This is a genomic window from Henriciella barbarensis, from assembly GCF_003576345.1.
GTDB lineage: Bacteria > Pseudomonadota > Alphaproteobacteria > Caulobacterales > Hyphomonadaceae > Henriciella > Henriciella barbarensis.
The window spans coordinates 421,470-444,318 of the sequence record NZ_QWGB01000005.1 but is presented as its reverse complement, the minus strand read 5'-3'; the positions used below and the strand labels follow the sequence as shown (position 1 = coordinate 444,318).

The 22,849-nt window shown below is 59.8% G+C and carries 26 protein-coding genes; 13 read left to right on the top strand and 13 right to left on the bottom strand.

Annotated features, from left to right (window positions below):
* Positions 1-443: 443 nt before the first annotated feature.
* The gene (locus tag D1224_RS05085; protein ID WP_119378827.1) at positions 444-1,001 is read right to left on the bottom strand and encodes a hypothetical protein; all 558 of its coding nucleotides are present in this window, start codon (positions 999-1,001) and stop codon (positions 444-446) included.
* A 188-nt stretch (positions 1,002-1,189) separates the two neighbouring features.
* Between D1224_RS05085 and D1224_RS05080 the strand changes: the two genes are divergently transcribed.
* Positions 1,190-1,582: a hypothetical protein gene (locus tag D1224_RS05080; protein WP_147372330.1), complete on the top strand. Its 393-nt coding sequence runs from the start codon at positions 1,190-1,192 to the stop codon at positions 1,580-1,582.
* A 102-nt stretch (positions 1,583-1,684) separates the two neighbouring features.
* Here the strand turns inward: D1224_RS05080 and D1224_RS05075 are convergent, their stop codons facing one another.
* The gene (locus D1224_RS05075; protein WP_119378825.1) at positions 1,685-3,178 is read right to left on the bottom strand and encodes a cryptochrome/photolyase family protein; all 1,494 of its coding nucleotides are present in this window, start codon (positions 3,176-3,178) and stop codon (positions 1,685-1,687) included.
* A 100-nt stretch (positions 3,179-3,278) separates the two neighbouring features.
* Between D1224_RS05075 and D1224_RS05070 the strand changes: the two genes are divergently transcribed.
* The 3 genes from D1224_RS05070 to recR are packed head-to-tail and all read left to right on the top strand — an operon-like array spanning position 3,279 to position 5,981.
* Positions 3,279-5,042 carry a DNA polymerase III subunit gamma/tau gene (locus D1224_RS05070; protein ID WP_119378824.1) on the top strand — a complete coding sequence of 588 codons (1,764 nt, stop codon included), beginning with the start codon at positions 3,279-3,281 and terminating at the stop codon, positions 5,040-5,042.
* Between the two features lie 9 nt (positions 5,043-5,051).
* Positions 5,052-5,375: a YbaB/EbfC family nucleoid-associated protein gene (locus D1224_RS05065; protein WP_119378823.1), complete on the top strand. Its 324-nt coding sequence runs from the start codon at positions 5,052-5,054 to the stop codon at positions 5,373-5,375.
* 6 nt (positions 5,376-5,381) lie between these two features.
* A complete protein-coding gene (recR, locus tag D1224_RS05060; RefSeq protein ID WP_119378822.1) occupies positions 5,382-5,981 on the top strand; it encodes a recombination mediator RecR in 600 nt (199 codons plus the stop codon).
* A gap of 130 nt (positions 5,982-6,111) precedes the next feature.
* On the opposite strand, the gene D1224_RS05055 is transcribed toward recR, so the two are convergent.
* The 3 genes from D1224_RS05055 to D1224_RS05045 form a co-directional block, all read right to left on the bottom strand.
* Positions 6,112-6,732, bottom strand: a complete 621-nt coding sequence (locus D1224_RS05055; RefSeq protein ID WP_119378821.1) for a glutathione S-transferase family protein — start codon at positions 6,730-6,732, stop codon at positions 6,112-6,114.
* An 18-nt stretch (positions 6,733-6,750) separates the two neighbouring features.
* Positions 6,751-7,959, bottom strand: coding sequence for a PQQ-dependent sugar dehydrogenase (locus D1224_RS05050; protein ID WP_119378820.1), 1,209 nt, complete (start codon positions 7,957-7,959; stop codon positions 6,751-6,753).
* A 123-nt stretch (positions 7,960-8,082) separates the two neighbouring features.
* A complete protein-coding gene (locus D1224_RS05045; RefSeq protein ID WP_182482171.1) occupies positions 8,083-10,983 on the bottom strand; it encodes a TonB-dependent receptor in 2,901 nt (966 codons plus the stop codon).
* Between the two features lie 247 nt (positions 10,984-11,230).
* On the opposite strand from D1224_RS05045, the gene queC reads away from it, so the two are divergent.
* The 3 genes from queC to D1224_RS05030 are packed head-to-tail and all read left to right on the top strand — an operon-like array spanning position 11,231 to position 12,968.
* Positions 11,231-11,938 carry a 7-cyano-7-deazaguanine synthase QueC gene (queC, locus tag D1224_RS05040; RefSeq protein ID WP_119379900.1) on the top strand — a complete coding sequence of 236 codons (708 nt, stop codon included), beginning with the start codon at positions 11,231-11,233 and terminating at the stop codon, positions 11,936-11,938.
* Positions 11,935-12,588 (top strand): 7-carboxy-7-deazaguanine synthase, encoded by a 654-nt coding sequence (gene queE, locus D1224_RS05035; protein ID WP_119378819.1) that lies wholly within the window; start codon positions 11,935-11,937, stop codon positions 12,586-12,588. The genes queC and queE overlap by 4 nt, the downstream gene beginning before the upstream one ends.
* On the top strand, positions 12,543-12,968 hold the full coding sequence (locus D1224_RS05030) for a 6-carboxytetrahydropterin synthase (RefSeq protein ID WP_182482170.1): 426 nt from the start codon (positions 12,543-12,545) through the stop codon (positions 12,966-12,968). The genes queE and D1224_RS05030 overlap by 46 nt, the downstream gene beginning before the upstream one ends.
* A gap of 3 nt (positions 12,969-12,971) precedes the next feature.
* Here the strand turns inward: D1224_RS05030 and D1224_RS05025 are convergent, their stop codons facing one another.
* The 4 genes from D1224_RS05025 to D1224_RS05010 form a co-directional block, all read right to left on the bottom strand.
* A complete protein-coding gene (locus tag D1224_RS05025; RefSeq protein ID WP_119378817.1) occupies positions 12,972-13,454 on the bottom strand; it encodes a hypothetical protein in 483 nt (160 codons plus the stop codon).
* Positions 13,455-13,572: 118 nt separating this feature from the next.
* On the bottom strand, positions 13,573-14,271 hold the full coding sequence (locus D1224_RS05020) for a pirin family protein (RefSeq protein WP_119378816.1): 699 nt from the start codon (positions 14,269-14,271) through the stop codon (positions 13,573-13,575).
* Between the two features lie 126 nt (positions 14,272-14,397).
* On the bottom strand, positions 14,398-15,315 hold the full coding sequence (locus tag D1224_RS05015; RefSeq protein ID WP_119378815.1) for an SDR family NAD(P)-dependent oxidoreductase: 918 nt from the start codon (positions 15,313-15,315) through the stop codon (positions 14,398-14,400).
* A gap of 149 nt (positions 15,316-15,464) precedes the next feature.
* Positions 15,465-16,454, bottom strand: a complete 990-nt coding sequence (locus D1224_RS05010) for an NAD(P)H-dependent flavin oxidoreductase (protein WP_119378814.1) — start codon at positions 16,452-16,454, stop codon at positions 15,465-15,467.
* Positions 16,455-16,633: 179 nt separating this feature from the next.
* Between D1224_RS05010 and D1224_RS05005 the strand changes: the two genes are divergently transcribed.
* Positions 16,634-16,969, top strand: coding sequence for a hypothetical protein (locus tag D1224_RS05005; protein ID WP_119378813.1), 336 nt, complete (start codon positions 16,634-16,636; stop codon positions 16,967-16,969).
* 3 nt (positions 16,970-16,972) lie between these two features.
* On the opposite strand, the gene D1224_RS05000 is transcribed toward D1224_RS05005, so the two are convergent.
* The 3 genes from D1224_RS05000 to D1224_RS04990 all read right to left on the bottom strand — a co-directional run bounded on the left by D1224_RS05000 (position 16,973) and on the right by D1224_RS04990 (position 19,318).
* Complete coding sequence (locus D1224_RS05000; protein ID WP_119378812.1) at positions 16,973-17,758, bottom strand: SDR family NAD(P)-dependent oxidoreductase; 786 nt, start codon at positions 17,756-17,758, stop codon at positions 16,973-16,975.
* 99 nt (positions 17,759-17,857) lie between these two features.
* Positions 17,858-18,787 (bottom strand): aspartyl protease family protein, encoded by a 930-nt coding sequence (locus D1224_RS04995; protein WP_147372329.1) that lies wholly within the window; start codon positions 18,785-18,787, stop codon positions 17,858-17,860.
* Between the two features lie 57 nt (positions 18,788-18,844).
* Positions 18,845-19,318: an NUDIX hydrolase gene (locus D1224_RS04990; protein ID WP_119378810.1), complete on the bottom strand. Its 474-nt coding sequence runs from the start codon at positions 19,316-19,318 to the stop codon at positions 18,845-18,847.
* A 50-nt stretch (positions 19,319-19,368) separates the two neighbouring features.
* Here D1224_RS04990 and D1224_RS04985 point away from each other — a divergent pair, with 50 nt between their 5' ends.
* Positions 19,369-20,397, top strand: a complete 1,029-nt coding sequence (locus D1224_RS04985) for a patatin-like phospholipase family protein (protein WP_119378809.1) — start codon at positions 19,369-19,371, stop codon at positions 20,395-20,397.
* On the opposite strand, the gene rsmD is transcribed toward D1224_RS04985, so the two are convergent.
* Entirely contained in the window at positions 20,394-20,957 is a 564-nt protein-coding gene (rsmD, locus tag D1224_RS04980; RefSeq protein ID WP_119379899.1) for a 16S rRNA (guanine(966)-N(2))-methyltransferase RsmD, read from the bottom strand. The genes D1224_RS04985 and rsmD overlap by 4 nt on opposite strands.
* A 51-nt stretch (positions 20,958-21,008) precedes the next feature.
* Here rsmD and D1224_RS04975 point away from each other — a divergent pair, with 51 nt between their 5' ends.
* The 4 genes from D1224_RS04975 to D1224_RS04960 all read left to right on the top strand — a co-directional run bounded on the left by D1224_RS04975 (position 21,009) and on the right by D1224_RS04960 (position 22,690).
* Positions 21,009-21,482: a nucleoside deaminase gene (locus D1224_RS04975; RefSeq protein ID WP_233350400.1), complete on the top strand. Its 474-nt coding sequence runs from the start codon at positions 21,009-21,011 to the stop codon at positions 21,480-21,482.
* Positions 21,483-21,542: 60 nt separating this feature from the next.
* Positions 21,543-21,869, top strand: a complete 327-nt coding sequence (locus D1224_RS04970) for a hypothetical protein (RefSeq protein ID WP_119378807.1) — start codon at positions 21,543-21,545, stop codon at positions 21,867-21,869.
* 61 nt (positions 21,870-21,930) lie between these two features.
* Positions 21,931-22,449 carry a DUF2975 domain-containing protein gene (locus tag D1224_RS04965; RefSeq protein ID WP_119378806.1) on the top strand — a complete coding sequence of 173 codons (519 nt, stop codon included), beginning with the start codon at positions 21,931-21,933 and terminating at the stop codon, positions 22,447-22,449.
* A complete protein-coding gene (locus tag D1224_RS04960; RefSeq protein WP_119378805.1) occupies positions 22,433-22,690 on the top strand; it encodes a helix-turn-helix domain-containing protein in 258 nt (85 codons plus the stop codon). The genes D1224_RS04965 and D1224_RS04960 overlap by 17 nt, the downstream gene beginning before the upstream one ends.
* Positions 22,691-22,849: the final 159 nt, after the last annotated feature.

Genomic DNA, 22,849 nt, shown 5'->3' with positions numbered 1-22,849 from the left:
CTGCAAGCCGCCCGGCCTTGAGGGCCTGAAACAGGGCGGTCACCCTACATCTCAAAACAAAAGCCAACAGCCCGAAGACCCCTGCGAAGGCAGGGGTCCATGGTGGGCCGGTTAAGACGGGGTGCTCCGGTGCTGGTAATGCACGCCACTACCGTGGCCTCCTTCGCTGAAATCAGTCCACCGGACTGATTTCCGGGCGCTTCGAAGGGATACCTGCCTTTGCAGGTATCTTCGGAGGTGGGCGCGTTGATTTCGGGCCTGAAAAAGGCCGGTCATACGGCCCACGTCTCAAAAATCGTCATCCCGGACGCCGCAGGCGATCCGGGACCCAGTGTCTCAAAGTGCTCTGGGTCCCTGATATTTGCTGGCGAAAATTCCGGGATGACGTTCAAGAGGTGGAGTTATTCCTTTCTCCCGCATTCTGGAGAAGAGAGAAACGCCCCCTACTGCGCCGCCGCAACCGGGTCGATCTTGTAGAGCCGGCACAGCGGATGCTCAGCGCCATCATAGAAATAGGCCGAGCCGTCCCAGCCAGTCTGCAACGGCGCGGCGCAAACCGGATGGGTGAGGAAACTCGCATCATCCTCGCTGCCGCCAGCGGCCTCCCAGTCCGCGACCAGACCCGGATAGGTCAGGCTGAAAGCCTCCCACGCGGCCCAGTAAGCTTGCGACTTGAACACAACCGGCTCAACCGCCTGGCCATAGGAGGCATAGAGCCGCGCGAGGTCTTCGGCGTGGGCGTCGCAATCTGGCCGCTCCGGCGCGGTGAGAACCGGGGTAGCACGCCACGCCTCGAAACAGGCTTCCGACGGTTTGTAGTCGGCATTCTGCTGCCAGCCGAGCATCGCAAAGGCCTGCTGGGCACCAAGGCGCGCGACCAAGTCTCTCGCGGCCTTCTCCGCCGCGCTTGCCGCTGGCGCGGTGGGAGACGTTGCGCAGGCGGCCAGCCAGACGGCGAGCCAGACGCCAGTGGTCAGGCATAGGATGCAGCGTCTGAACATGAAGCGACCTCCCGCCACAAAAAGTCTTGAGAACAGAGGCGCGATTGTCCGCCCGCAGGGGTGAAAGTCCAGTGCCTGCGCAAACGTCCCTCAAAAACACCGTGGCTGCACCGCCAGTACACCGTCTGAAACACCACTGATGACCCAAAAATATCCGCCCCTTCGGCGCCCCGACTATGGTCGCCCCCATGATCGACCGGGCCTTCATCTTGCGAACGCTTGCCCTCCTGGAAGTCTGGCTCTGGCCCGTCTTCTTCTGGGACCTTTACAGGCTGGACGCCTATCTGAAGGCGCGCCGCGCCGAGGGCGGCTCTGGCCTTGTCGGCTATGGCGTGGCCCGCAATGGGCGGATCTATATCACGCTGGACGTGCGCGGGGACCGCAAGGACCCGTGCGACTGGACGGCCTTTGCCGCCCGCACGCCATGGGAAAAGCTCGACCCCGAGGCCCGCGCGCAAGCTCTGATGGCGCGTGCAGGCGAAGGGTTTGCGCTGTTCGTGCTGATCGCGGGTGCGGGGGCCGCTATGGCCGGGCAGGGCGATGCAATCGCCGGCCTGCCGCAGGTGATGGTGCCGCCTTAGCGGGTGCGTACCCACCCTCCCGAAGATACCTGCGAAGGCAGGTATGCATCCAATCAAGCCATTCAGCCGCACCCAACTGGGCCTGCGGCCGCTGGTGCTGGCTTAGCCAAACCCCCGCAAAAAATTCGCAGCCCGTTTCAGATGCCCGTCGCGCTTTTCCTCATCCATCTTCTCAGCCATCGAGACCATCATCGCCCAGCGGGGATTGCCGGCCAGTGCCTCGCGGTTGCGCCAGATCCAGCGCCAGTAAAGGCCATCCCAGACATCGCACCACTCGCCTTTCTCATGGTTGCCCATCTTGCGAATATAGGCTGAGCCAGAGAAATAGGGCTTCGTCGTGATGCGCCCGCCATCGGCGTTCTGGCTCATCGCATAGGCGTTCGGCACCATGACCCAGTCATAGCTGTCCGCGAACATTTCCATGAACCATTTGTAGATATCGTCCGGGTCGATCTCGCAGATGAACATGAACCCGCCGAGCACCATCAGCCGCTCGATATGGTGGCAGTAGCCGGTTTTCAGGACGCGTTTGATGACGTCATCGATGGGGTCAATCCCCGTCTCGCCGGTCCAGAAGCTTTCCGGCAATCTGCGCGTATGGCCCCAATGGTTCGTGGTGCGCATCGGCACGCCGATATCCTCATAGGTCGCGCGCATGAACTCGCGCCAGCCAATGATCTGGCGGATAAAGCCTTCGGCCGAATTCATCGGGATGTCTTTGGTCTCAATGAACGCTTTTGCCGCATCCAGAACCAGTCGCGGCGTCAGTAGGCCGATATTCAGCATCGGCGTGATGGCCGAATGCCAGAGCAGGGTCTCGCCCTCCAGAATGGCGTCCTCATAGGGGCCGAACAGCTCGAACCGCTCATTGAGGAATTGCCCAAGCCAGCTCTCGGCATCCTCATGGCTGGTCGGCCAGTAGAGGGTGTCGAGCGAGCCGTAATTGTCCGGGAAGTCCTTCTCGACGGACTGGCGCGCCTCTCCCTCGATCTCGTCCGGCTCCCTCGGTGGCAGTTGGGGAACGCTGTCTCTCAGCTTCTTCGGGACTTTCTTGCGGTTCTCATCATCAAAGCTCCACTGCTCGCCCTTCGGCTTGTCGCCGTCCATCAGGACCTCGAAATGGCGGCGCTGGCGCTTGTAGAACTCGGCCTGGAACCAGGATTTGTGATCCTCCCGCCAGGCGCGGTTTTCCCCCGGCGTGTTCAGGAAAAGCGGAGTGCTGATCAGCGTCAGTTCTAGGCCTTCCGCCTCGCAATAAGATTTGAGGCGTTTCTCCAGAATGAAATCTGCCGGGTCGCATGTAAGAATGTCGGTGATGCCAGCCTTGGCGAGGCGTTCGATCAGCGGCTTCAACAGCGGTTTGCCGGCCTCGTAGCGGACATATTCGAACTCCGGTTTCAGGCCTTCGAGCCGTTTGGCATAGCGCGCCATGGAGGCCCGGTGCAGCCAGAGTTTCTGCTTGTGAAAGCGCATGGGATATTGCCGGTCGCCGAAGAACAGCGTGTCCTCGACAAGGCAGATCCGGTCGGGGCGCTTGTTGAGGCCCGGATGGTTGTTGAAAAGCTGGTGCGGAAAGATCAGGAGTGCCTTGGTCATCGCGGCCTAGAGTTAGGTCGATCGCTTCACAGGCAAAGGCTGCAAAACCGCCCGCGCGCCATTGCCGAGACCCCCGAGTCCCTGCCATTAGTAGAGCGGCATGAGCGATGAAAACGATCTTTCCGGCGACGATGAACGCGACGACGCGACTTTCTCCATGTTTGCGGAGGAAGAAGCTGCCCCCGGCTCCGGCGGGCCGTCCTATCAAGTGCTGGCGCGCAAATACCGCCCGAAGCTTTTCTCTGACCTGATCGGTCAGGAAGCGATGGTCCGCACGATGCGAAACGCCTTCGAGCTTAATCGCATCGCCCACGCCTTCATGCTGACGGGCGTTCGCGGTGTCGGCAAGACGACAACGGCCCGGCTTCTGGCGCGCGCTTTCAATTATGAAGGCGAGGATCATCCAGGTCCCAGCCTCAAGCTCGACCCGCCAGGTGAGCATTGCAAGGCGATCATGGAGAGCCGCCATCCCGATGTGCTGGAGCTCGATGCCGCCTCCCGTACCGGTGTCGCCGATATGCGTGACCTTCTGGACGGCGTGCGCTACTCGCCCCAGTCGGCGCGCTACAAGGTCTACATCATCGACGAAGTTCACATGCTGTCGACCGCGTCCTTCAATGCGCTCCTGAAGACGCTGGAAGAACCACCGCCACATGTGAAGTTCATCTTCGCGACGACCGAAATTCGCAAAGTGCCGGTCACGGTGCTGTCGCGCTGCCAGCGGTTTGACCTGAAGCGCCTCGATACCGGCGAACTGGCGGCCCATCTTGGCAAGATTGCTGGCCGCGAAGGCGCAAAGATTTCCGAAGAGGGCATCACCCTAATCGCCCGGGCCGCCGAAGGCTCCGTCCGGGACGGGCTCTCCATCCTCGATCAGGCCGTCGTGCAGGGGCTTGATGGCGGGGAGATTAGCGGCGCGGCTGTGCGCGACATGCTCGGCCTCGGCGACCGGCTGCGCCTGCTCGATGCCTTCGAATACGCCGTCACCGGCAAGGCGAGCGAAGCGGTGGGCGAGATTACGGACCAGATCCAGATCGGCGCAGATCCGCTTATCCTGATGAAGGATCTGCTGGAGATCGCCGCAGACGTCGCCACGGTACAGGCGATGGGCGACAATTACGTCCTGCCCGGCCCGTCAGACTGGACGACGCGGACCCGCCAGATCGCCGACAGCGTCACCCCGGCGCAGGCCCAGCGTAACTGGCAGATTCTGCTATCAGGCTATCGCGACACCCAGAGCGCGCCAGAAGCCGATGTCGCCCTTCGCATGGTCATCCTGCGCCTCGTGACCTCCGCCAGCCTGCCATCGCCGGAAGACGCCGCAAGGCTCATCTCTCAAGGCGGCGGCGGGAGCAGCGATAACGGTGCGAGCGGGCGCGGCCGCGGCGGCAAGGAAGACCCGAACGTTGTGCCAGTTGGCGGCAGCCCGGGCGCACGCCTGTCAAAATTCGAAGACGTGCTCGACCTTCTGGAGAAAGAGCGCGAGCCCGTCCTCTGGGGCGAGGCAAAAGCCTATATCCGCCCATCCGTTTTTGCCGATGGCACGATCAGTTGTGACCTGAAAGATGGCGCCCCGGTCGATCTGCTCCGCAGGCTGACAGACTTCCTCGAAATTGCCACCGGCCATGAGTGGGACGTCAGCACCAAGCGTGGCGAGACGCCCGGCGAAACGATCAGCGAGCGCGAGGACCGGCTGAAGCGTGAGCGGATCGACGCCGTCAAGTCCGACACGGATGTCGCCGCCGCGATCAACGCTATTCCGGGCCTTACAATTCTCGACGTGCGTGGCAGCGATACACTTGAACAGCCACCCGTGGAGGACAATGTCGTCCCCTTGCGCGTCGCCAATCAAAGGAAAGGGTAGGTCGTGGGAATGAAAGACCTCTCAAAGATCATGCAGCAGGCCCAGGAGATGCAGGCCAAGATGCAGGAAGCCCAGCAGAAGATCGAACAGATCGAAGCCGAAGGTATTGCCGGCGCAGGCCTCGTGAAAGTCCGCCTGCGGGGCAAGGGCGAAATGGTCAGCCTCAGCATCGACCCGTCCCTCCTGGAAGACGAAGCCGAGATTATCGAAGACCTGGTCAAGGCGGCCCACGGCGATGCGCGCAAGCGCCTCGACGAGGAAATGGAAAAAGCCATGAAGGAAGCAACATCCGGCTTCGGCGGCATGATGCCCGGCTTCAAGATGCCGTTCTAAGCTTCAATGAGCCAGAAGAGCGCCGGACCTGAAATCCTGAAAATGATTGAGCTGATCGGGAAGCTTCCCGGTCTTGGGCCGCGTTCGGCCCGGCGTGCGGCGCTTCATCTGCTCAAACGCAAGGATCAGCTGCTCATGCCGCTGGCCGATGCACTGGCAGACGCGGGAAACCGGATCGAGCAGTGCAGGACGTGCGGAAATTATGACACGCTGCAGCCTTGCGCCGTCTGTCAGAATACAGGCCGCGACGACAGCGTCATTTGCGTGGTCGAAGATGTACCAGATCTATGGGCACTGGAGCGCGCGAGCGCCTTTCGCGGGCGCTATCATGTCCTTGGCGGCGTGCTCTCTCCGCTTGACGGCGTCGAGCCTGAAGACCTGACCATCGGCATGCTGGTGGACCGGATTAAAGGCGGTGAGGTGAAGGAAGTCATCTTCGCGCTAAGCGCCACGCTCGATGGGCAGATCACCGTCGACTATGTGCGCGACCAGCTCGAAGGTCTGGATGTGACCACCACGCGGCTCGCCCAGGGCGTCCCGCATGGCGGTGAACTCGATCATCTCGATGAAGGTACGCTGGCGGCCGCAATGCGCTCGCGGCGCTAGCAAGGCCCCACCCTAACCCTCCCCAGAGGAGAGGGGATACCGTTTCTCAGGGCTTTGAACTTTCGTTTCCCATTATGAGCATCGCCCCCTCCCCGCGAGCAGGGAGGGTCGGCGTGGGGAACTGAGCGCGCTACTCGACAGCGCGTTCCTTGGCGCGCTTCCAGGCGGGACGCTCCATGTTGCGCTGGTAATAAGCCTGGAGATTCTTGTAGGGACCAAGTTCACCAAGCCGCTCTGCCATGTTGCAGATATAGGTCACGCCGATGTCCGGCGCCTGGAAGGTGTCGCCGAGAATGTAGTCGCGGTCTGCAAGTTGCTTGTCGAGCAGACCAAGGTGGAGCGGTACTTCGCCATCGGCGAACGCCTTGTGCACCGGGGAAGGGTTGTCGCCCTCGCGGGCCTGCAACATACGCATGAAGAGCGGCAGGAAAGCCGAGCCTTCCGGATAATGCAGCCAGCGCTGGAATTCAGCCCATGCCTGCTTGTCGCTGCGCGGCGGGGCGAGTTTGCCCTCAGGATCATAATGATCGACCAGATAGGCCGCGATCGCGCCGGACTCGGTCAGCATGACGCCATCGATTTCGAGCGTCGGCGACTTGCCGAGCGGGGTCGCTTCTTTCAGGTCTTCCTGCGAGCGGAATGTCTGCGGATGGCGATGGTAGACCTTCAGCTTATAGTCGAGGCCAAGCTCTTCGAGCAGCCAGACAGTGAAGATCGAGCGCCCGATGCGCAAATGGTGGAGAGTAATCATGAAACTGGCTTCCTTGGCCTATTCGTTGCGGTCGATGCGGTAGACTGTGCCGTCCATATTGGCGGTCGCCGCATAGAGATTGCCGTCCGGACCGATGGCGACATCGCGGAAGGGAACTTCGAGGTCTGCCATGAGGTCGGCCTGACCGGTCACATTGCCGTCTTCGTCCAGCATGACGTGGACAAGCTTCTGGCCGCGCGGGCCATTCATGGCGCCGATGATGAGGTCGCCTTCCCATTCAGCCCAGACATCACCGCTGACAAGCGCCATGCCTGATGGGGCGATGGATGGCACCCATTTGACAACGGGCTGTTCCATACCGGGGGCTTCGGTGTCTTCTGTAATGATAGTGCCGTCATAGTTCACGCCATAGGTGATCGCGGGCCAGCCATAATTGTTGCCTGCTTCAATGCGGTTGAGTTCATCACCGCCCTTCGGTCCATGCTCATGTGACCAGAGCGTTTGACGAGCTTCATCCCAGACCAGCCCCTGAACATTGCGGTGGCCATAGCTCCAGACGCCGGGGAGGCCATCTTCCCCGTCAATGAAGGGGTTGTCTTCCGGGAAGGAACCATCCGCATTCAGCCGGACGATTGTTCCGTGATAGTTCTGCGGGTTCTGTGATTCTTCCATATAGCGGAAGCCCTCGCCGAGGGTGGTAATGAGGGTTCCATCAGGCAGGAAGGCGAGGCGGCCGCCATAGTGGTGGGAAGTTTCGCGCGGGGCGCCGGTGAAGATTTCCTGCACATCGGTAAGTTCGCTCGCATCGTCCGACAGGACGCCAGAGACGACGGCTGTTGTGTTCTCCTCAGCGGTACCTTTTGCGAAGGCGAGATAGAGTTTGCGATTGCTGGCGAAGTCTGGGTCGAGCGCCATCGCGAAATAGCCGCCTTGCGCGTTCACATGGGCTTCGGGCGTTCCGGCGACAGGTTCTGGCAGAAGCTCACCATCGCGAACGAGCCGGATCGTGCCGCTTCTTTCTGTGATGAGCATCGTTCCATCTGGCAGGAAGAGCATGTCCCACGGAAATTCGAGCCCTTCGGCCACGGGCGTCAGGCGGAACCCATCTTCGCTGGTAAGGGCTTCGATTGAGGCGTTGCCGGAATCGGCTCCGGTTTCATCCGTGGTGTTGTCGACGTCCTCGATCGGGGCTGCAGGTTCACCGTCAGGCTGCGAACAGGCGGCTGCAAGAATGAGGGCGCTCGCGGTCAGTGCCAGGAATTTCATGATCTCTCCGATGACTGTCTTGCCTTTATCTAGGGCCTCGGCGTGGCAACGCAAATGAGCGCCACAAAAGAAAAAGGGCGGCCCCCTCGAGGGCCGCCCTTCCTGGTTTCATACCAGACCTGATTACCAGCTCTTGCGAACCCGCACGCCGTAGAGACGCGGCTCGGTCAGGAAGATGTTGGAGAACAGGCCGGAGCTGTCATCGGTGAGGTAGCGGCCAGTGATGACCTCCTCATCGGTGACGTTCTTGCCGAAGATCTCAAACTCGAGGCCCTTTTCGTCATTGAAGAAGACAACTGCGAGGTTGAGGTTGTTCCAGCTTTCAAGCTCATCGCCAGTGGTGTTCCAGACGCGGCTGAAGCTGTCACCCTGATAGTAGTAGTCACCGCGGATGCGGGCATCCCACGCACCACCGAAGACGCCTTCGAAGGTGTATTCGGCACCAAGGCTGAGCGTCGTTTCCGGCGCACCCGGGATGGAATTGCCATCAATGTCCTTCGCATCGCCGTCGAATGGCGTGAGGCCACCGATGGTCCGCGTCACACCATTGGAGTCGGTGTAGGTGACCGTTGGCACACCGAACGCGCCTTCGGCTCCTGCAAATGCGCCGACACAGAGACCCGCTGTCGAACCAGGTGCGAGAGCACCGGCCTGGATCGCGCCAAGGATGGTGGCGTAGCCCTGCGCAGAGACCACACAGTTTGAATAGGTCTGTGCATTCTTCAGTGCGATCAGGTCTGCGCGGCCATTGGTGCGGTCAAGCACGTCGATCGCGTAGGTGTCCTGGATCTCGGTGTCGAGAAGGCCGAGATTGGCGTTGATGACGAAGGTCGATGCCGGGTTCCAGATCGTCTCGAGTTCAAAGCCTTGCAGCTTTGCATCGATGTTGAAGTTCGCAGACGAGCGGTTCACGATCTGCGTGATCTGGTAGCCTTCATAGTTGTAGTAGAAGCCGGTCGCGTTCAGCTGCAGGGCACCTGAGGCGAGCGTATTCTTCGTCCCGATTTCGTAGGAGTCGATGAACTCCGGATCGAAAGTCTGCGGGAAGTTGTTGGCACCGGCCGGTTGTGGCGGGTTGATGCCGCCACCCTTATAGCCACGTGAGTAGAAGCCGTAGATCAGCGACTCGTCGGTGAAGCTGAGATCAGGCTGCCAGTCCAGACCGATGCGGCCCGTGGTTTCCTCGAAGGCGACATTATAGGTGCCGTCGCCCGCATCATCCGGGGCATTGCCGGGGATTGCCTGTGGCGAGAAGTCTGCCTGCGCGGCGGTCGTCGGTACAAACAGAGCGGTCGGAGTATTCTCCTGCTCTTTCTTGTCGTCCGTGTAGCGCAGGCCGACAGTAAGCTGGAGGTCCTGGGTGATGTCGAAATAGCCCTCGCCGAAAACAGCGAAGGATTCGAGCTTGTAAGGGGAAAGCGAGCGGAAATAGTTGCCACCGAAACCGCTCAAATTGGAAATTGGACCAACACTCCCGCTGCCATTATCGACTGGCACCGGACCACCAAAGACGGCGCCACCGGTTGCGTTGTTGAACTGAGTCAAACCGGTGAGCGTGTTGGACAGCACATAATAACCGGCAAAGGGGTTGTTGGGATCAATCGCTTCAAAATCAACGCTGATGGCACCAAGGTTGAAGTTGAACCGGCCATCGAAATCCGACTGGAGACGAAGTTCGTGCGATGTCTGCTCACTGGCCCCGCCGGAGATGTCGAAGGTCCGGAACACATTAGATGCGCCGAGCTGTGGATCGTTGACCACGCCGCCCGGGAAGATGGCGTTGTAGAGGTCAGCGGCCGGGCTGATGCCTGGTGGGACGCCGGAGAGATCGTTGAACGTAATATTCGGCGCGACCTTGTTATAATCCTCAACCGAGGCCGTCGACGTCTCGTTATAGCTGCCGAGATAGGTCAGCAGGAGCGAGTCGGTGAGGTCGAATTCGGCTTTCCAGGTAAAGAGCTCCTGGTCGGCTTCGTAGGAAGGATCGAAGGCCGACTCGATTGTACGCAGATCCCGAATCACCGGGGCGGTGAAGGCATCGCCGTTGAGAAGGCCCGCTGCAATACCGAGTCCGCCGCCCAGCGTGCCAGCTGAGTTCACGCGGTCGTCGGACTGATCAAGCGGTGCTTCCTGGCAGCCAAGGCTGGTATAGATCTGATCGGCGCCGCCGATGGGTATGCCGGCGAAGGTCGAGAGGAACGGATCCTTGTCACAAAACTGTTTGCCAGAGCGAAGACGCGAATCGTCTTCTTTGAAATAGTCATAGGAGACCCAGCCACGAAGCCGGTCTGTCGGCTCAACCGCCAGCGTCGCGCGGATGCCATAGAGGTCCCGGTCATCGATGTCGTTTCCGGTGATTATATTGTCCACGTAACCATCACGCTGGAGCAGCGAACCGGCAACGCGAAGGGCGGCGCGATCGCCAAGCGGCACGTTGACCATGCCCTTGGCCTTGAACGTGTTGTAGTTGCCATAGGTCAGGTTGAGATCGGCCTGGAATTCCTCGAACACCGGCTTGGCGGTGATCACGTTGATCACGCCGCCGGTTGCGTTCCGGCCGTACAGCGTGCCTTGTGGGCCGCGCAGCGTTTCAACGCGTTCCACGTCAAAGAATTCCGCTTCGAACAGGCGGTTCGCGGTCAGCGGCACATCGTTCTGGTGGACGCCGACGCCGGCATCACCTGACTGAGCGACAAGATCAGCGCCAATGCCGCGGATCTTGAAGTTGTATGAGCCGCCGAAGTTGGCCTTGGAGAAGGAAACGTTCGGAATGGAGCGGACGAGGTCAGGGCCGCCAGTCAGCTGAAGCTTTTCCAGCGCTTCTTCATCGAAGGCCGAAACGGCGATTGGAACGTCCTGAATCGATTCTTCGGTTTTCTGTGTGGTCACAAGAACCGTACCGAGCGTACGTCGGACTTCCTGTTCGCCGCCTTCCTGTGCGGTTGCGACGGGCGCAAACAAGCTCAATGCGATCGCCGAAGCGCCCGCCAGTATCAGATACTTTTCGGGTGTCTTTTTAGTCATCTCAACTCCTCCCAGACGGGCGGCCATCCTGGCTGACCGTCTCATCAATTGCGTTTCCTCATGGGCCGACTTTTCTGTATTTGGCCGTGCCCCACTGGCTAGTTCATCGGGAGATGTGACAATTTGTCAACAACTTACTCGACGTACGGGAACTTCAATATTTGCCGTGTTTTTTAGGTAACTGGCAGCTGACGTTAAGGAAGGTTTAGCTTGGACCAGCATGGTGGCTCTGCTATCTGCCCGGACTATGAGCCAGTCATCATCAGCACTTGTCCTGTTTTCCGGTGGCCAGGATTCCACGACGTGCCTCGCGTCGGCGCTAAAGCGCTATCGCCACGTAGAAACTGTGGGATTCGATTATGGCCAGCGCCACAGGGTGGAGCTGGATGCCCGCGAGCACGTGCTGACTGCGATTCGCCAGGACTTCCCGCAATGGGCGGATCGCCTGGGCGAGGACCATCTGATCGATCTTGGCGTCCTCGGCCAGATCAGCGAAACCTCTCTGACCCGTGAGACCGAAATCACCGAGAATGAGGACGGCCTGCCGTCGACCTTCGTGCCGGGACGCAATCTCATCTTCCTGACCCTATCCGCCGCGCTGGCATGGCGCCGGGGCATTGATGTGATCATTGGCGGAATGTGTGAGACAGACTATTCCGGCTATCCCGACTGCCGCCGCGACACGATCGACGCCCAGCAGAAGGCGCTCTCACTGGGTATGGACCGGCAGTTCACGCTGAAGACGCCGCTGATGTGGCTCGACAAGTCAGAAACCTGGCAGCTCGCTTTCGATATTGGTGGACAGGCGCTCGTCGATCTCATCGTCGAAAAGACCCATAGCTGTTATATGGGTGACCATCGCACGCGTCATGACTGGGGCTATGGCTGCGGTAACTGCCCGGCCTGCCACCTGCGCGCAAAGGGCTATCGCCAGTGGCGGGAGCGCCAGAAGTGAAAACCTATTCGGTGAAGGAAGCCTATGTGACCTTGCAGGGCGAGGGCGCACAGACCGGGCGTACGGCTGTGTTTCTGCGTTTTGCAGGCTGCAATCTGTGGAGTGGGCTGGAACGCGACCGCGACAGCGCTGTCTGCAAGTTCTGCGATACGGACTTCGTCGGCACGGACGGCGAGAATGGCGGCAAATTCAAAGGCGCTGAAGCACTAGCTGACCATGTCGTTTCCGTCTGGCGCGAGAAAACCGGCGAAACCGGCGCGAAAGGCTATGTCGTCTGTACGGGTGGGGAGCCCCTGCTGCAGCTAGATGAGGCAGCGATCGATGCGCTGCATAACCGCGGGTTTGAGGTGGGTGTCGAAACGAACGGGACGTTGCCTGCACCATCGAGTCTCGACTGGGTCTGCGTCTCACCCAAGGCAAATTCTGAAATCGTTCAGCTCAAGGGCAGTGAACTCAAACTTGTCTACCCGCAGAGCGAAGAAGAGGCCCAGCCGGAGCGCTATGCTGCGCTGCAGTTCGAACACTTCTTCCTGCAGCCCAAAGATGATAACAGGCAGGCCGAAAACATCGCGGCTGCGGCCGATTACTGTATGAAGCATCCGAAATGGCGACTGAGCTTACAAACCCACAAACTGATCGGGCTGCCCTGAGCCCTTCAGGCGAAGTGTTCGAAATCTCGAAGGCGGTAACCTTCGAGGCTGCGCATTTCATGGGCGGCAAGCCCGAAGGCCATCCCTATAGAAACCTGCACGGGCATTCCTTCCGCCTCGAGGCGGCCATCAAGGGCCGTGTCAAGCCGGGCGAGGAATGGGTCGAGGATTTCAGCAAGCTGACCGAAGCTCTCAAGGCGACTGCCGAGAAGCTCGATCACTCACTTCTAAATGAGATCGATGGCCTGTCCGTGCCGACGCTGGAACGCATCTGCCTGTGGGCTGCGCGTGAGATAAAGTCGGAGCTTCCGAGGCTCAGCCGTATCACGCTGTCGCGGCCAAGCCTGAACGAAAGCTGCACGCTGGACCTTGGACAGTAGCGCCTAGTCCGTCGAGCTGGAGAGTTCTTCGGCAAACTCCCGGGCAAAGCGGCGGGACGCGCGTTTGGCATCGCTCCACACGCCTGCGGCCATCACCTGGGTAATGTCGTTTTCGAACCAGTCATATTCGATCTGGCCAACAGGTGTACCGGATGCGTCATAGGCCACGCCATGGAGATCCATGCCGCCGAGCGATTTGGAACGCAGCATGTCGAGGCCGGGTCGGCGGCTCATCTGCTCCATCGTCGGTCGGTTGGGTTTGGCGTCGACGATGGTCACGGTGACGCGGGCCGGGTCGAGGTTCGCCTTGCCAAATTCGCGTTCAAGATCGCTGCGGATGTCTTCGCTGAGCTTGTCGCCTTCCTTGATGCCATAATCGTCTTCGAGCTTCTCCTGAAACTCTGGCGAATAGGTGATCTCTATGTCGGTCGCCGAAGCGAGCGGGGCGAGTGCTATCGCTGAAAGGGCTATAAATGCAGATTTCATGGGCTGACCTCCTCCTGAGGGGTGTGCGCGAATTATAGCAGATTAACGCACCCGGCGAAGAAGGGGTTGCCGTGGAAGCTGCCGCCTGTTCTCGCAGGCAGCAGCTTCGCGGCGATCTTCAGACAGTGTCGACGAATACAATCTCTGCATCAGACACACCATTGATAGTGATCTTTTCCGGGCCGGTGATTGCAACGCCGTCACGTGCGTTGAGGCGGTCCTTGCCGTTCAGGTCGACTGACCCGTCTGCAAGGACGAGATAGCCATGACGGTCCGCGCCGACGCTGTATTCCAGCGTTTCGCCAGCCTTCACGGTCGCGCCGAGGACCTTGGCATCCTGGCGGATGGGAAGGGCCTCATCAGCTTCGTCGCCGCTTGCGAGGGTCGCCCAGGCGCCTGAACGGTCCGACTTCGGGAACTTCTGTGCGCCCCAGCCCGGTTCGCCGCCTGCAACAGCTGGTTCGATCCAGATCTGGAAGAGCGTGGTTTCCTGGTCTTCAGCATTCCATTCAGAATGCTGCACACCGCGCCCGGCACTCATGACCTGGACGTCGCCTGCTTCGGTCCGGCCCTTGTTGCCCATCGAGTCCTGGTGCGTGATCGCGCCAGAGCGGACATAGGTGATGATTTCCATGTCGCGGTGCCCATGCGGTGGAAAGCCGGTCTGTGGCCGGATCTTGTCGTCATTCCAGACGCGGAGCTTGCCGTGGCCCATGCGGGACGGGTCGTAATACTGAGAGAACGAGAAATGATAATGGGCGTCGAGCCACTCATTCCTGAATGTACCGAGCCCTTTGAACGGTCTGATATCGATCATGGGTTTTCTCCGGTTTTCTACTTCCGGAAAAGAAATGGCGCGGCATCGCTGCCGCGCCAATGGGATGTTGAACAGATGACTTATGCAGCGCCCGAATGAATGGGCGTTACAGGGAAGCTGCCAAATCTAGATTGGTTCGTATGGGAAGACCGAGGTGGTCGCGCCCATATCCATGAAGCTGCCCTTCATGCTCGGCAGGCCCTGTTCGAGCAGGGTTTCCGGTGTCCAGCCTTCGAGGCGGGCGACAGATTTGACCGGACGAGGCTGGTCGAACAGGACGACCTCATTGCCGCGGACCGAGAAGATCTGGCCAGAAACGTCCTTGGACTTGTCGGCGCAGAGCGCCACAGCAAGCTGGGCGACCTGATCGGCGCGCATGCCGTTTTTCATCCGCTCGACACGTTCCTTGCCGGCCTCATCCTTGACCGGGATGGACGCAATCATGCGCGTCCAGGCGAATGGCGCGATGACGTTCGAGCGCACATTCTTGCGCTCGCCTTCCATGGCGATGATGCGCGAGAGGCTGGCGATACCAAGCTTGGCGGCGCCATAGTTGGCCTGACCGATATTGCCGATGAGGCCGGTTGTCGACGTGAAGAGCACGTATGAACCGTCTTCCTGGTCCCGAAAATGGTTCACCGACGCACGGGTCACGTTGAAAGAGCCGTTGAGGTGCACGTCGATGACGGCCTTCCAGTCGTCCTCGGACATCTTGTGGAACATGCCGTCACGCAGAATGCCAGCCGGGTTCATGATGCCGTGCAGGCCGCCAAACTCATCCTTGGCCTGTTCGATCATGCCTTCGACGGCTTTGTAGTCGGTAACGCTGTCCGAGTTCGAGACAGCTTCGCCGCCGGCGGCACGGATTTCCTGAGCCACTTTTTCTGCCGGGCCCGCATCGCCTGCGTCATCGCCAGACAGCGTGCCGCCTAGATCGTTGACGACGACTTTGGCGCCTTCCTTGGCGGCGAGCAGCGCGCATTCCTTGCCGATGCCGTTGCCGCCACCTGTGACCAGGATCACTTTTCCGTCGAGTACGCCCATGAATTTCCTCCTCAATCGCTTTGTTCAAAAGGGTTAGTTGCGTTCCAACACCCTCAGGCAAAACTTGGCAAGTCGATAGAGGGAGACCTATCGCCGCTGTGGGTAGAAAGGGTCACACTACAGCGGCAATATTATTACTGAAGACCCGCCTATCCGGCCGCACTCTGCGAGGCGCGGTAGCCAGCGACCTTTGCGATGCTCGCGTCAGCTTCGGCGATGATGCGCTCTACGATGTCCTTGACGGGGAGAACGTCTTTCACACCGCCAGCAGACTGGCCCATGGCGAAGCAGGACGTGTCGGCATTTAGCTTGGCCTCGTCGGTGATGCCGCCAATGCCGCCAATGACGCCCGTCTTGTTGGAGTGAATGGCCTGATGCGGGAAAGGCTGGATGTCTTCCGGGCGGCTTTCCCAATCCTGAATATATTCATTCGTCCGGCACCGCATCGGCTTGCCGGAATAGCAGCGGGTGCGGGTGGTGTCGGTATCGCCTGCACCGACGACGGTCTGCTTGTAGAGGTTGGCCGCGTGCGCTTCTTCGGAAGCGATGAAGCGGGTGCCCATCCAGACACCAACGGCGCCAAGTGCGAGAGAGGCAGCAAGGCCGCGCCCGTCATAGATGCCGCCAGCGGCAATGACGGGAATATCGACAGCCTCGACGGCCTGCGCGACCAGCGGCATGGTGCCGACAAGACCGGTATGGCCACCGCCTTCACCGCCCTGCAGGATGACGGCATCGCAGCCGGCCTGCTCTGCCTTGATCGCGTGCTTCACGGCGCCCCCGACGACCATGACCTTGAGGCCTGCCTTCTTCAGCTTTTCCATGATGGGCATCGGCACGCCCAGACCGGCAACGAAGCTGTCTGCGCCGCCATTGATGATGACATCGACGGATTCCTCGAGGCTTTCCGGGGACGCGGCCAGAAGGTCGACGCCGAAGGGTTGGTCTGTGAGCTGGCGGACCTTTTTCATCTGGTCGGCGATGAAGTCGGGTGTGGTACCGGCCATGCCAAGAACGCCGTAACCGCCAGCATTCGACATGGCAGCGGCAAGCTCTGCGTAGGAAACGCCGCCCATGCCAGCGAGCATGATCGGGTATTTAACGCCCAGAAAATCGCAAAGCGGTGTATGCAGGCTCATGATGCTTTCTCCCAAAGTGTCTTTGGGCACATCAATGCGTCGTCAGCCTGATTTGTGAAGTCGTCCCGCGACGGCAGGACGAGAGTGTTAACGCAGGCGGGCGGAACCAATCGCTGCTTCACCGATTATTCACACAGATTAACCCGAGCAGCCGTGGCCTACCGCCACAGGAGTTTAGAATGAACTTCAAGATCGTAATTCTCGCAGCGTCCGCGCTCCTCATGGGTGCTTGCGGCGATACTGAGCAAGACGTCAACGACCAGGTTGGCGATCAGGCCTCTTCACCTGAGTATGTTTACGGCGAGGAGGCGACCACGGAGACGCCGGACCTGATAGAAGGCGACGGCTCGGAAGTCGCCAATGATAATACCGTCGTCGGCACCCGCGTTGATACCGGCCCCGCCAATATGGAAGTCGAGGGCGGAATGATGTCAGAAGACGATATCGAAACTGGTGAGATGGTACGAGAGCAGGATGGTTCGCCCGAAACGATGGACGAAACCACCCCGCAATAGGACCTAGAAGATCGCGTAACCACCATCGATCAGGAATGTATCGCCTGAATGGTAGGTCGATGCATCCGAGGCCAGATACACAGCAACACCGCCAAAATCCTTCGGCTCGCCCCAGCGGCGGGCCGGAACGCGTGAGATCACCTTGGTCTGGAAAGCTTCGGTGTTTTGCGCGCTTTCTGTCATGTCAGTTGCAATCCAGCCCGGCAGAATCGCGTTGGCGCGAATGCCATAACGGGCCGTTTCGACAGCTATCGCTTTCAGCATGGAAATGAGACCGCCCTTGGTGGCCGCATAGGCCTGGTTGCGGGCGGCGCCTTCAATGGCCGCAAGTGATGCTACACCAACCAGTGAGCCACCCGGATCACCGGCTTTTGCGCGCTCGGTGATATGCTTGGTCGCTTCGCGCAAGGTCCAGAACGCGCCATCGAGATTGACGGCCATGTTCTTGTTCCAGGTTTCAGTATCCATCTCGGCGAAACTGGACGCGCCGAAGCCGACACCCGCGTTTGCAATGCAGGTATCGACGCGGCCAAACGCGTCAATTGTCGCCTTCATTGCATCCACGACAGCGGTCTCATCCGAGACGTCGACGCTCCAGGCTTTCACATCGCCTGCACCAAGTTTTGACAAGGCCTCGACCGCTTCCTTGTTTGCCGCATCCTTGCGGCCCCAGATTGCGACGTGCGCGTTAGAGGCGGCCAGCGCCTCTGCCATACCGTAGCCGATACCGCGATTGCCGCCCGTGACGAGTGCGACCTTACCGGTCAGATCAAAAGGTGCGTAGGCCATCGTTTTTCTCCCTGAATGTTTGACCGGCATAAAGCTGCAAGGGCCTGCCGGATGCAATAATGACGAGGGGGAAAGTTGTCAGGTCTGGCAGGCGACACGCTATCGCGCCCGCATCGAGACACCCGCGCCGGGCCTGCGGCCGCGGTCCGGGATAGCAAGGCGCACGAGCTCTTCCTCACGGTCGATCTGAAGTCGGAAGGCTCTCAGGACGTCGAGGCCAAGGATCATCACAGGCGTCTCGGCCAGCCCAAAGCGTTCCAGGAACTCAGGGTCCGAAACGATGACGTTGAAGCGGTTGACCTCAAAGTCACCAATCTCAAAGCGACGACTGAACAGCACTTTCAGCGGAGTGACGTTACCCGTCGCGCCTATCAGTTCGACATCGCGGATTGCATGACGGGAGCGACTGGCCCCTTCAGCGAAGGCTGAATTGATTACCGATATGCTTGCGCCAGTATCGATGAGGGCCAGGCCGGATTTTCCGTTCACACTAACCTCTACGAAGGGCAGCCCGCCGATGCGCGTAATCTCAAGCCGGGTCATGATCGACCGGCTGATGTGAGCTGGCCGGCGATCAGAAACCCGCAAGCGGCTCCTCTCAAAATCGAAGTCGAGTGTCCTGTGCGGCAAGCTGCTTGCCGGGATGACGTTCCCGGTCGAGGGAAAGCGCACTTTGTCATTATAGGCGGCCCGCGGCGCATCCAAGCGGACCGGGCCGACGGTCAGGTCGTCTACATCAATGACGGGGAAGGTGCGCACGTCTCCAAGACCGACAATATCGACCATGGCAGGGCTGGCCGGGGGCGCTACACCGATCAATGCCGCAGACTGGCTGTCGATGATCGGGAAGGTCGCGCCGGTATCGACAATCGCTTTGACATCTTCACGCCCGCCAAGACGCAGGGTGACTACCATGTGACCGGACTCGGTGATCTCGAACGGGATGTCGTCGCTGATGGCGGCGCGTGCGGTGAGCGGAGCCAATAATAGAGCTATCAGGATAGCTGCGATGATCGAGGCGTGTTTCACCTCATGTCTCCCTTCCGCGATCTCTTCGTGGATCGCTTCAATTATGGGAGTATGCCATCATTTGCTGTTTTCAGGAAGCGATGCGGCAAGGGCCACGCCGGCATCGATGATCCGGCGCGTCTCGTCCCAGAGTTTCAGGTCCGGGACGTCCGAGAGATCGAAGAACCCGGCTTCGGCAGCATCGTCGCCTGCAAGGGGTTCGCCCGATGTCCAGATGGCGAGGTAGTCGCAGAGCACGTAGTGGCGTGTAATCAGGGAGCCTTCGCGATTTTTTATGATGGCGTCCACAACATCGAGAAGGCCTGCGATGTAAGCATCGACACCGGTCTCTTCCTTCAGTTCGCGCAAAGCTGCGTCTTTTGCCGTTTCACCCGGCTCGATACGTCCGCCCGGCAATGACCATTCCCCCGTCATTGGCGGGGTGCCCCTGCGGATCAGCAGGACCTGATCTTCGCGCAGACACACCACGCCGGCCGCGGGCTGCGGGCGGACCCCGTCGGCAAGTTTTGGTGAATTTTCTACGAATGGCATTGAGTAAACCTGAAGTGCAATTTAATTCAGAACGCCTTGGGGGACACAGCATGGCGCGCTCGTCGGGCAAAAAGCGGATCAGTCTCGCCCTGCAGGGCGGCGGGTCGCATGGTGCCTTCACCTGGGGTGTACTGGACCGGTTGGCCGAAGAGGACAAGCTGGAGATCAGTGCGATCTCGGCGACGTCGGCCGGTGCCATGAACGCGGTGGCTTACCTCTCAGGTCTGCGGAATAATGGACGGAAGGGCGCACGTGTCGCGCTGGAAAACTTCTGGAGCGACATTTCCAAGAAGGGGGCGCTTTATCGGGCGGCGCCGTCCAATCCGATGGCGCAGGAACTGATCGGCAGTCCCTTCGGCTTCTGGACGACAAATGTCGCCAAGGTGATGACGACCTTCTTCAGTCCGTACGACCTCAATCCGGCGAATATAAATCCACTGCGCGATATTCTGAAAACAATCGATTTCGATGCGGTCAGGTCCAGCGGCGTAGACCTTCATGTCGCTGCCACCAATGTGCAGACGGGGCGGTTGAAGGACTTCACCGGCACAGAGCTGACCTGCGACGCAGTTCTGGCCTCGGCCTGCCTGCCGCAGGTCTTTCAGGCGGTTGAAATTGACGGTGTGGCCTATTGGGATGGCGGATATGTCGGCAATCCCAATCTGAAGCCGCTGCTGGACAGGAAGGGTACACGCGACATCCTGCTGGTGACGCTGAACCCGATCAAGCGGACGACGACGCCGCGAAGTGCGGCAGAGATCCAGGACCGGCTGAACGAAATCATTTTCAACACGTCGCTTCTGAACCAGCTTCGCAAGCATAACGTCCAAGAGGCGAAGCCTCCAAGAAGATGGCCGTTTGGTGGGGGCAGTTCCGATCGTCCGCTGATGCACGCCATTCAGGGCGATGATGTATTGTCCTTCCTGAGCCTCGATACAAAGTTTGATACGAGCTGGCAGTTCCTAACCGGGCTGCGGGACAAGGGACGCAAGGCGGCGGCTGACTGGTTGAAGAAGTGCGGGGACAAGGTGGGTTACGCCTCCACCGTCGACATCGAAGACGCCTTCTTCAAGGACTAGGCGCCAAAGCGCAGCATCGTGATCTTCGCCTTGCCGGCTTCGCGTGTATCGACTTCAGTGAAGCCAGGATGGTCGAACGTCTCGCGCGCCTCTGTTTCCACGACGACCAGCGCGTCCGGCGTAAGCCAATTGCCGGTCCTGAGCGTCGCAAGAGACGGCTCGACAAGGCACTTATTATAGGGCGGGTCCATGAAGGCGAGGGTGAATGGCTCACCGACGCCTGCAGGCTTGGGACCGAGATCAGTGGCGCTGCGGCGATGGATGCGCGTATTGCCGAAAAGCTGGAAACTCTCGATATTGTTGCGAATCGCGCCGCGGGCCGCGCTTTCTGTTTCAACGAAAAGACAGAAGGCGGCGCCACGCGAGATCGCTTCGAAGCCGAGCGCGCCAGAGCCCGCAAACAGGTCGATGACGCGCGCGCCTTCGAGTTCCGGCGCCCATGATGCATGCGATAGTACGTTGAACAGGCTCTCGCGCGCCCTGTCGGACGTTGGCCGCGTATCGCGGCCCGCAGGCGCATTGATCGCCTGACCTTTGAATTTTCCAGATATGATCCGCATTGCCGAGGCGCTTAGCATCATGCAGGGGTGGCGAAAAGCGCGCGCGGCTGTATGAGCGAAAGGATGGTGCCGGACTCCAGACATATGACGCGTGCCCTTGAGCTTGCACGCGAGGCCGCAGCCGCTGGCGAGGTCCCGGTCGGCGCGGTGATCGTGGATCCGGGTACCGATGAAGTGGTCGCCGAAGGGCGCAACGGCCCGATCGGAATCCACGACCCGACAGCGCACGCCGAGATCGCCGCGATCCGTCAGGCCGGCCTGAATCGGAGCAATTACCGCCTCACGGGCCTCTGGCTTTATGTGACGCTTGAGCCGTGCGCCATGTGTGCCGGGGCGATTTCCTTCGCGCGGATCGGAAAGCTTATCTATGCCGCCGAGGATCCGAAGGGGGGAGGGGTTGTGCATGGCCCACGCTTCTTCGATCAGCCGACCTGCCACTGGCGGCCTGAAACCTACCAGGATCTCGGACACGCTGAAGAAGCAGGGAAATTGCTACGCGACTTTTTTCGCGCGCGACGGGCATGATCCTGCCTTGATTGGCTGGCAGCTTTCGGGGCAGCATCGCAAATGGAAGGGGACCACACCATGAAACCAGCACTGACCCTGACGGCGCTTGTTGCCCTGCCACTCATCGCGAGCGCGGCCCTGCCGCCGCAATACCAGCGCCAGCGCGAACTGGTCAGCATTATCCAGAGCGGTGACGTTTCTGAAGCAATGGATGGTCGGCCAATCGATGCCATCGAGACAGACGGGTCCGACACCTACATCGTGCGGGCCGGAGAGTGCACGGTGATCGTCGAAATCGTTGGCACTGGTGAGCGGATGCCCGAAGGCTGGGTCGGGCCGAGGCAGTACGATCTCCAGGTTGGCGAGGCTGAATGTATCGACGACATCTCCCCAAACGAAAAATAATTATCGCCAGACAATAATAATTTGCTATAGTCTTTTTAACTCTTTTGGGGTGGAGGCGAATATGGTTTCGGATAATCGGTCGAATGATAATGGGAAAGCAGTGTCCTATGACACGCTTTCAATTCTGGCATGGGTTGCCGTCGGCATACTGGCAGTGAACGTGTCCTACCTCGTAGGCGAGGAAGTCGGCGGCGAGTATTTTGAGAGCGGTGCAGATGTCCTGCCGCTTCTGAGTGCGTTCACGATTGGGTTTCTGAAAGCCGGGCCCACAATCTTCATTGCGTTTGCGCTGGCTGACTTCGCGTCCTTTTTCGGGCGATGCGGCAAGGGCGACGTCTTCACCGCCCGCAATCTCAAGACCCTACGTCAGGGCGCCGACAGCCTGATCTGGGCGGCGGTGACGAGTGCCATCATCATACCGGCCGTACTCGGCTGGATGGATGATGAGACGAGCCGCAACATATTCAGCTTTACGGATCTCGCGCTTGGCGTTGGCCTGATGGGGTTCGCCCTGCATGGGCTCGCCAGCGTCTTTGAGGATGCGATCGCGCTCAAGGACGACAATGACCAGTTCGTCTGAAGACAGTGGCCTGCCAGGTGAAATCATTGTCCGGCTGGACGTCATGCTCGCGCTCAGGAAGCGACGTGCCAAGGCGGTAGCCGCCGAAATTGGCATGACGGAGGCGAACCTTTCCTTGCTCAAGTCCGGCAAGGTAAAAGGCGTCAGGTTTGACACGCTAATCCGTCTTTGCGACGCGCTGACCTGTACGCCGGGAGAGCTTCTCGAATATGTTCCAAATAAGGCGGACGATGCGGGTTAACACTCTGGAATTATTAAATTAAATTACAGAAAGTGATGCCTGATTACCACACATGTTTTCGGGTGCATGCTGTGCAGGAACAGGGTGCCTTTCGCGTCGTTTCCCTTCCCGTTCCGGACGTGATCCGGAGCGGTAGAGTTACAGAACGTAAAAAGGATA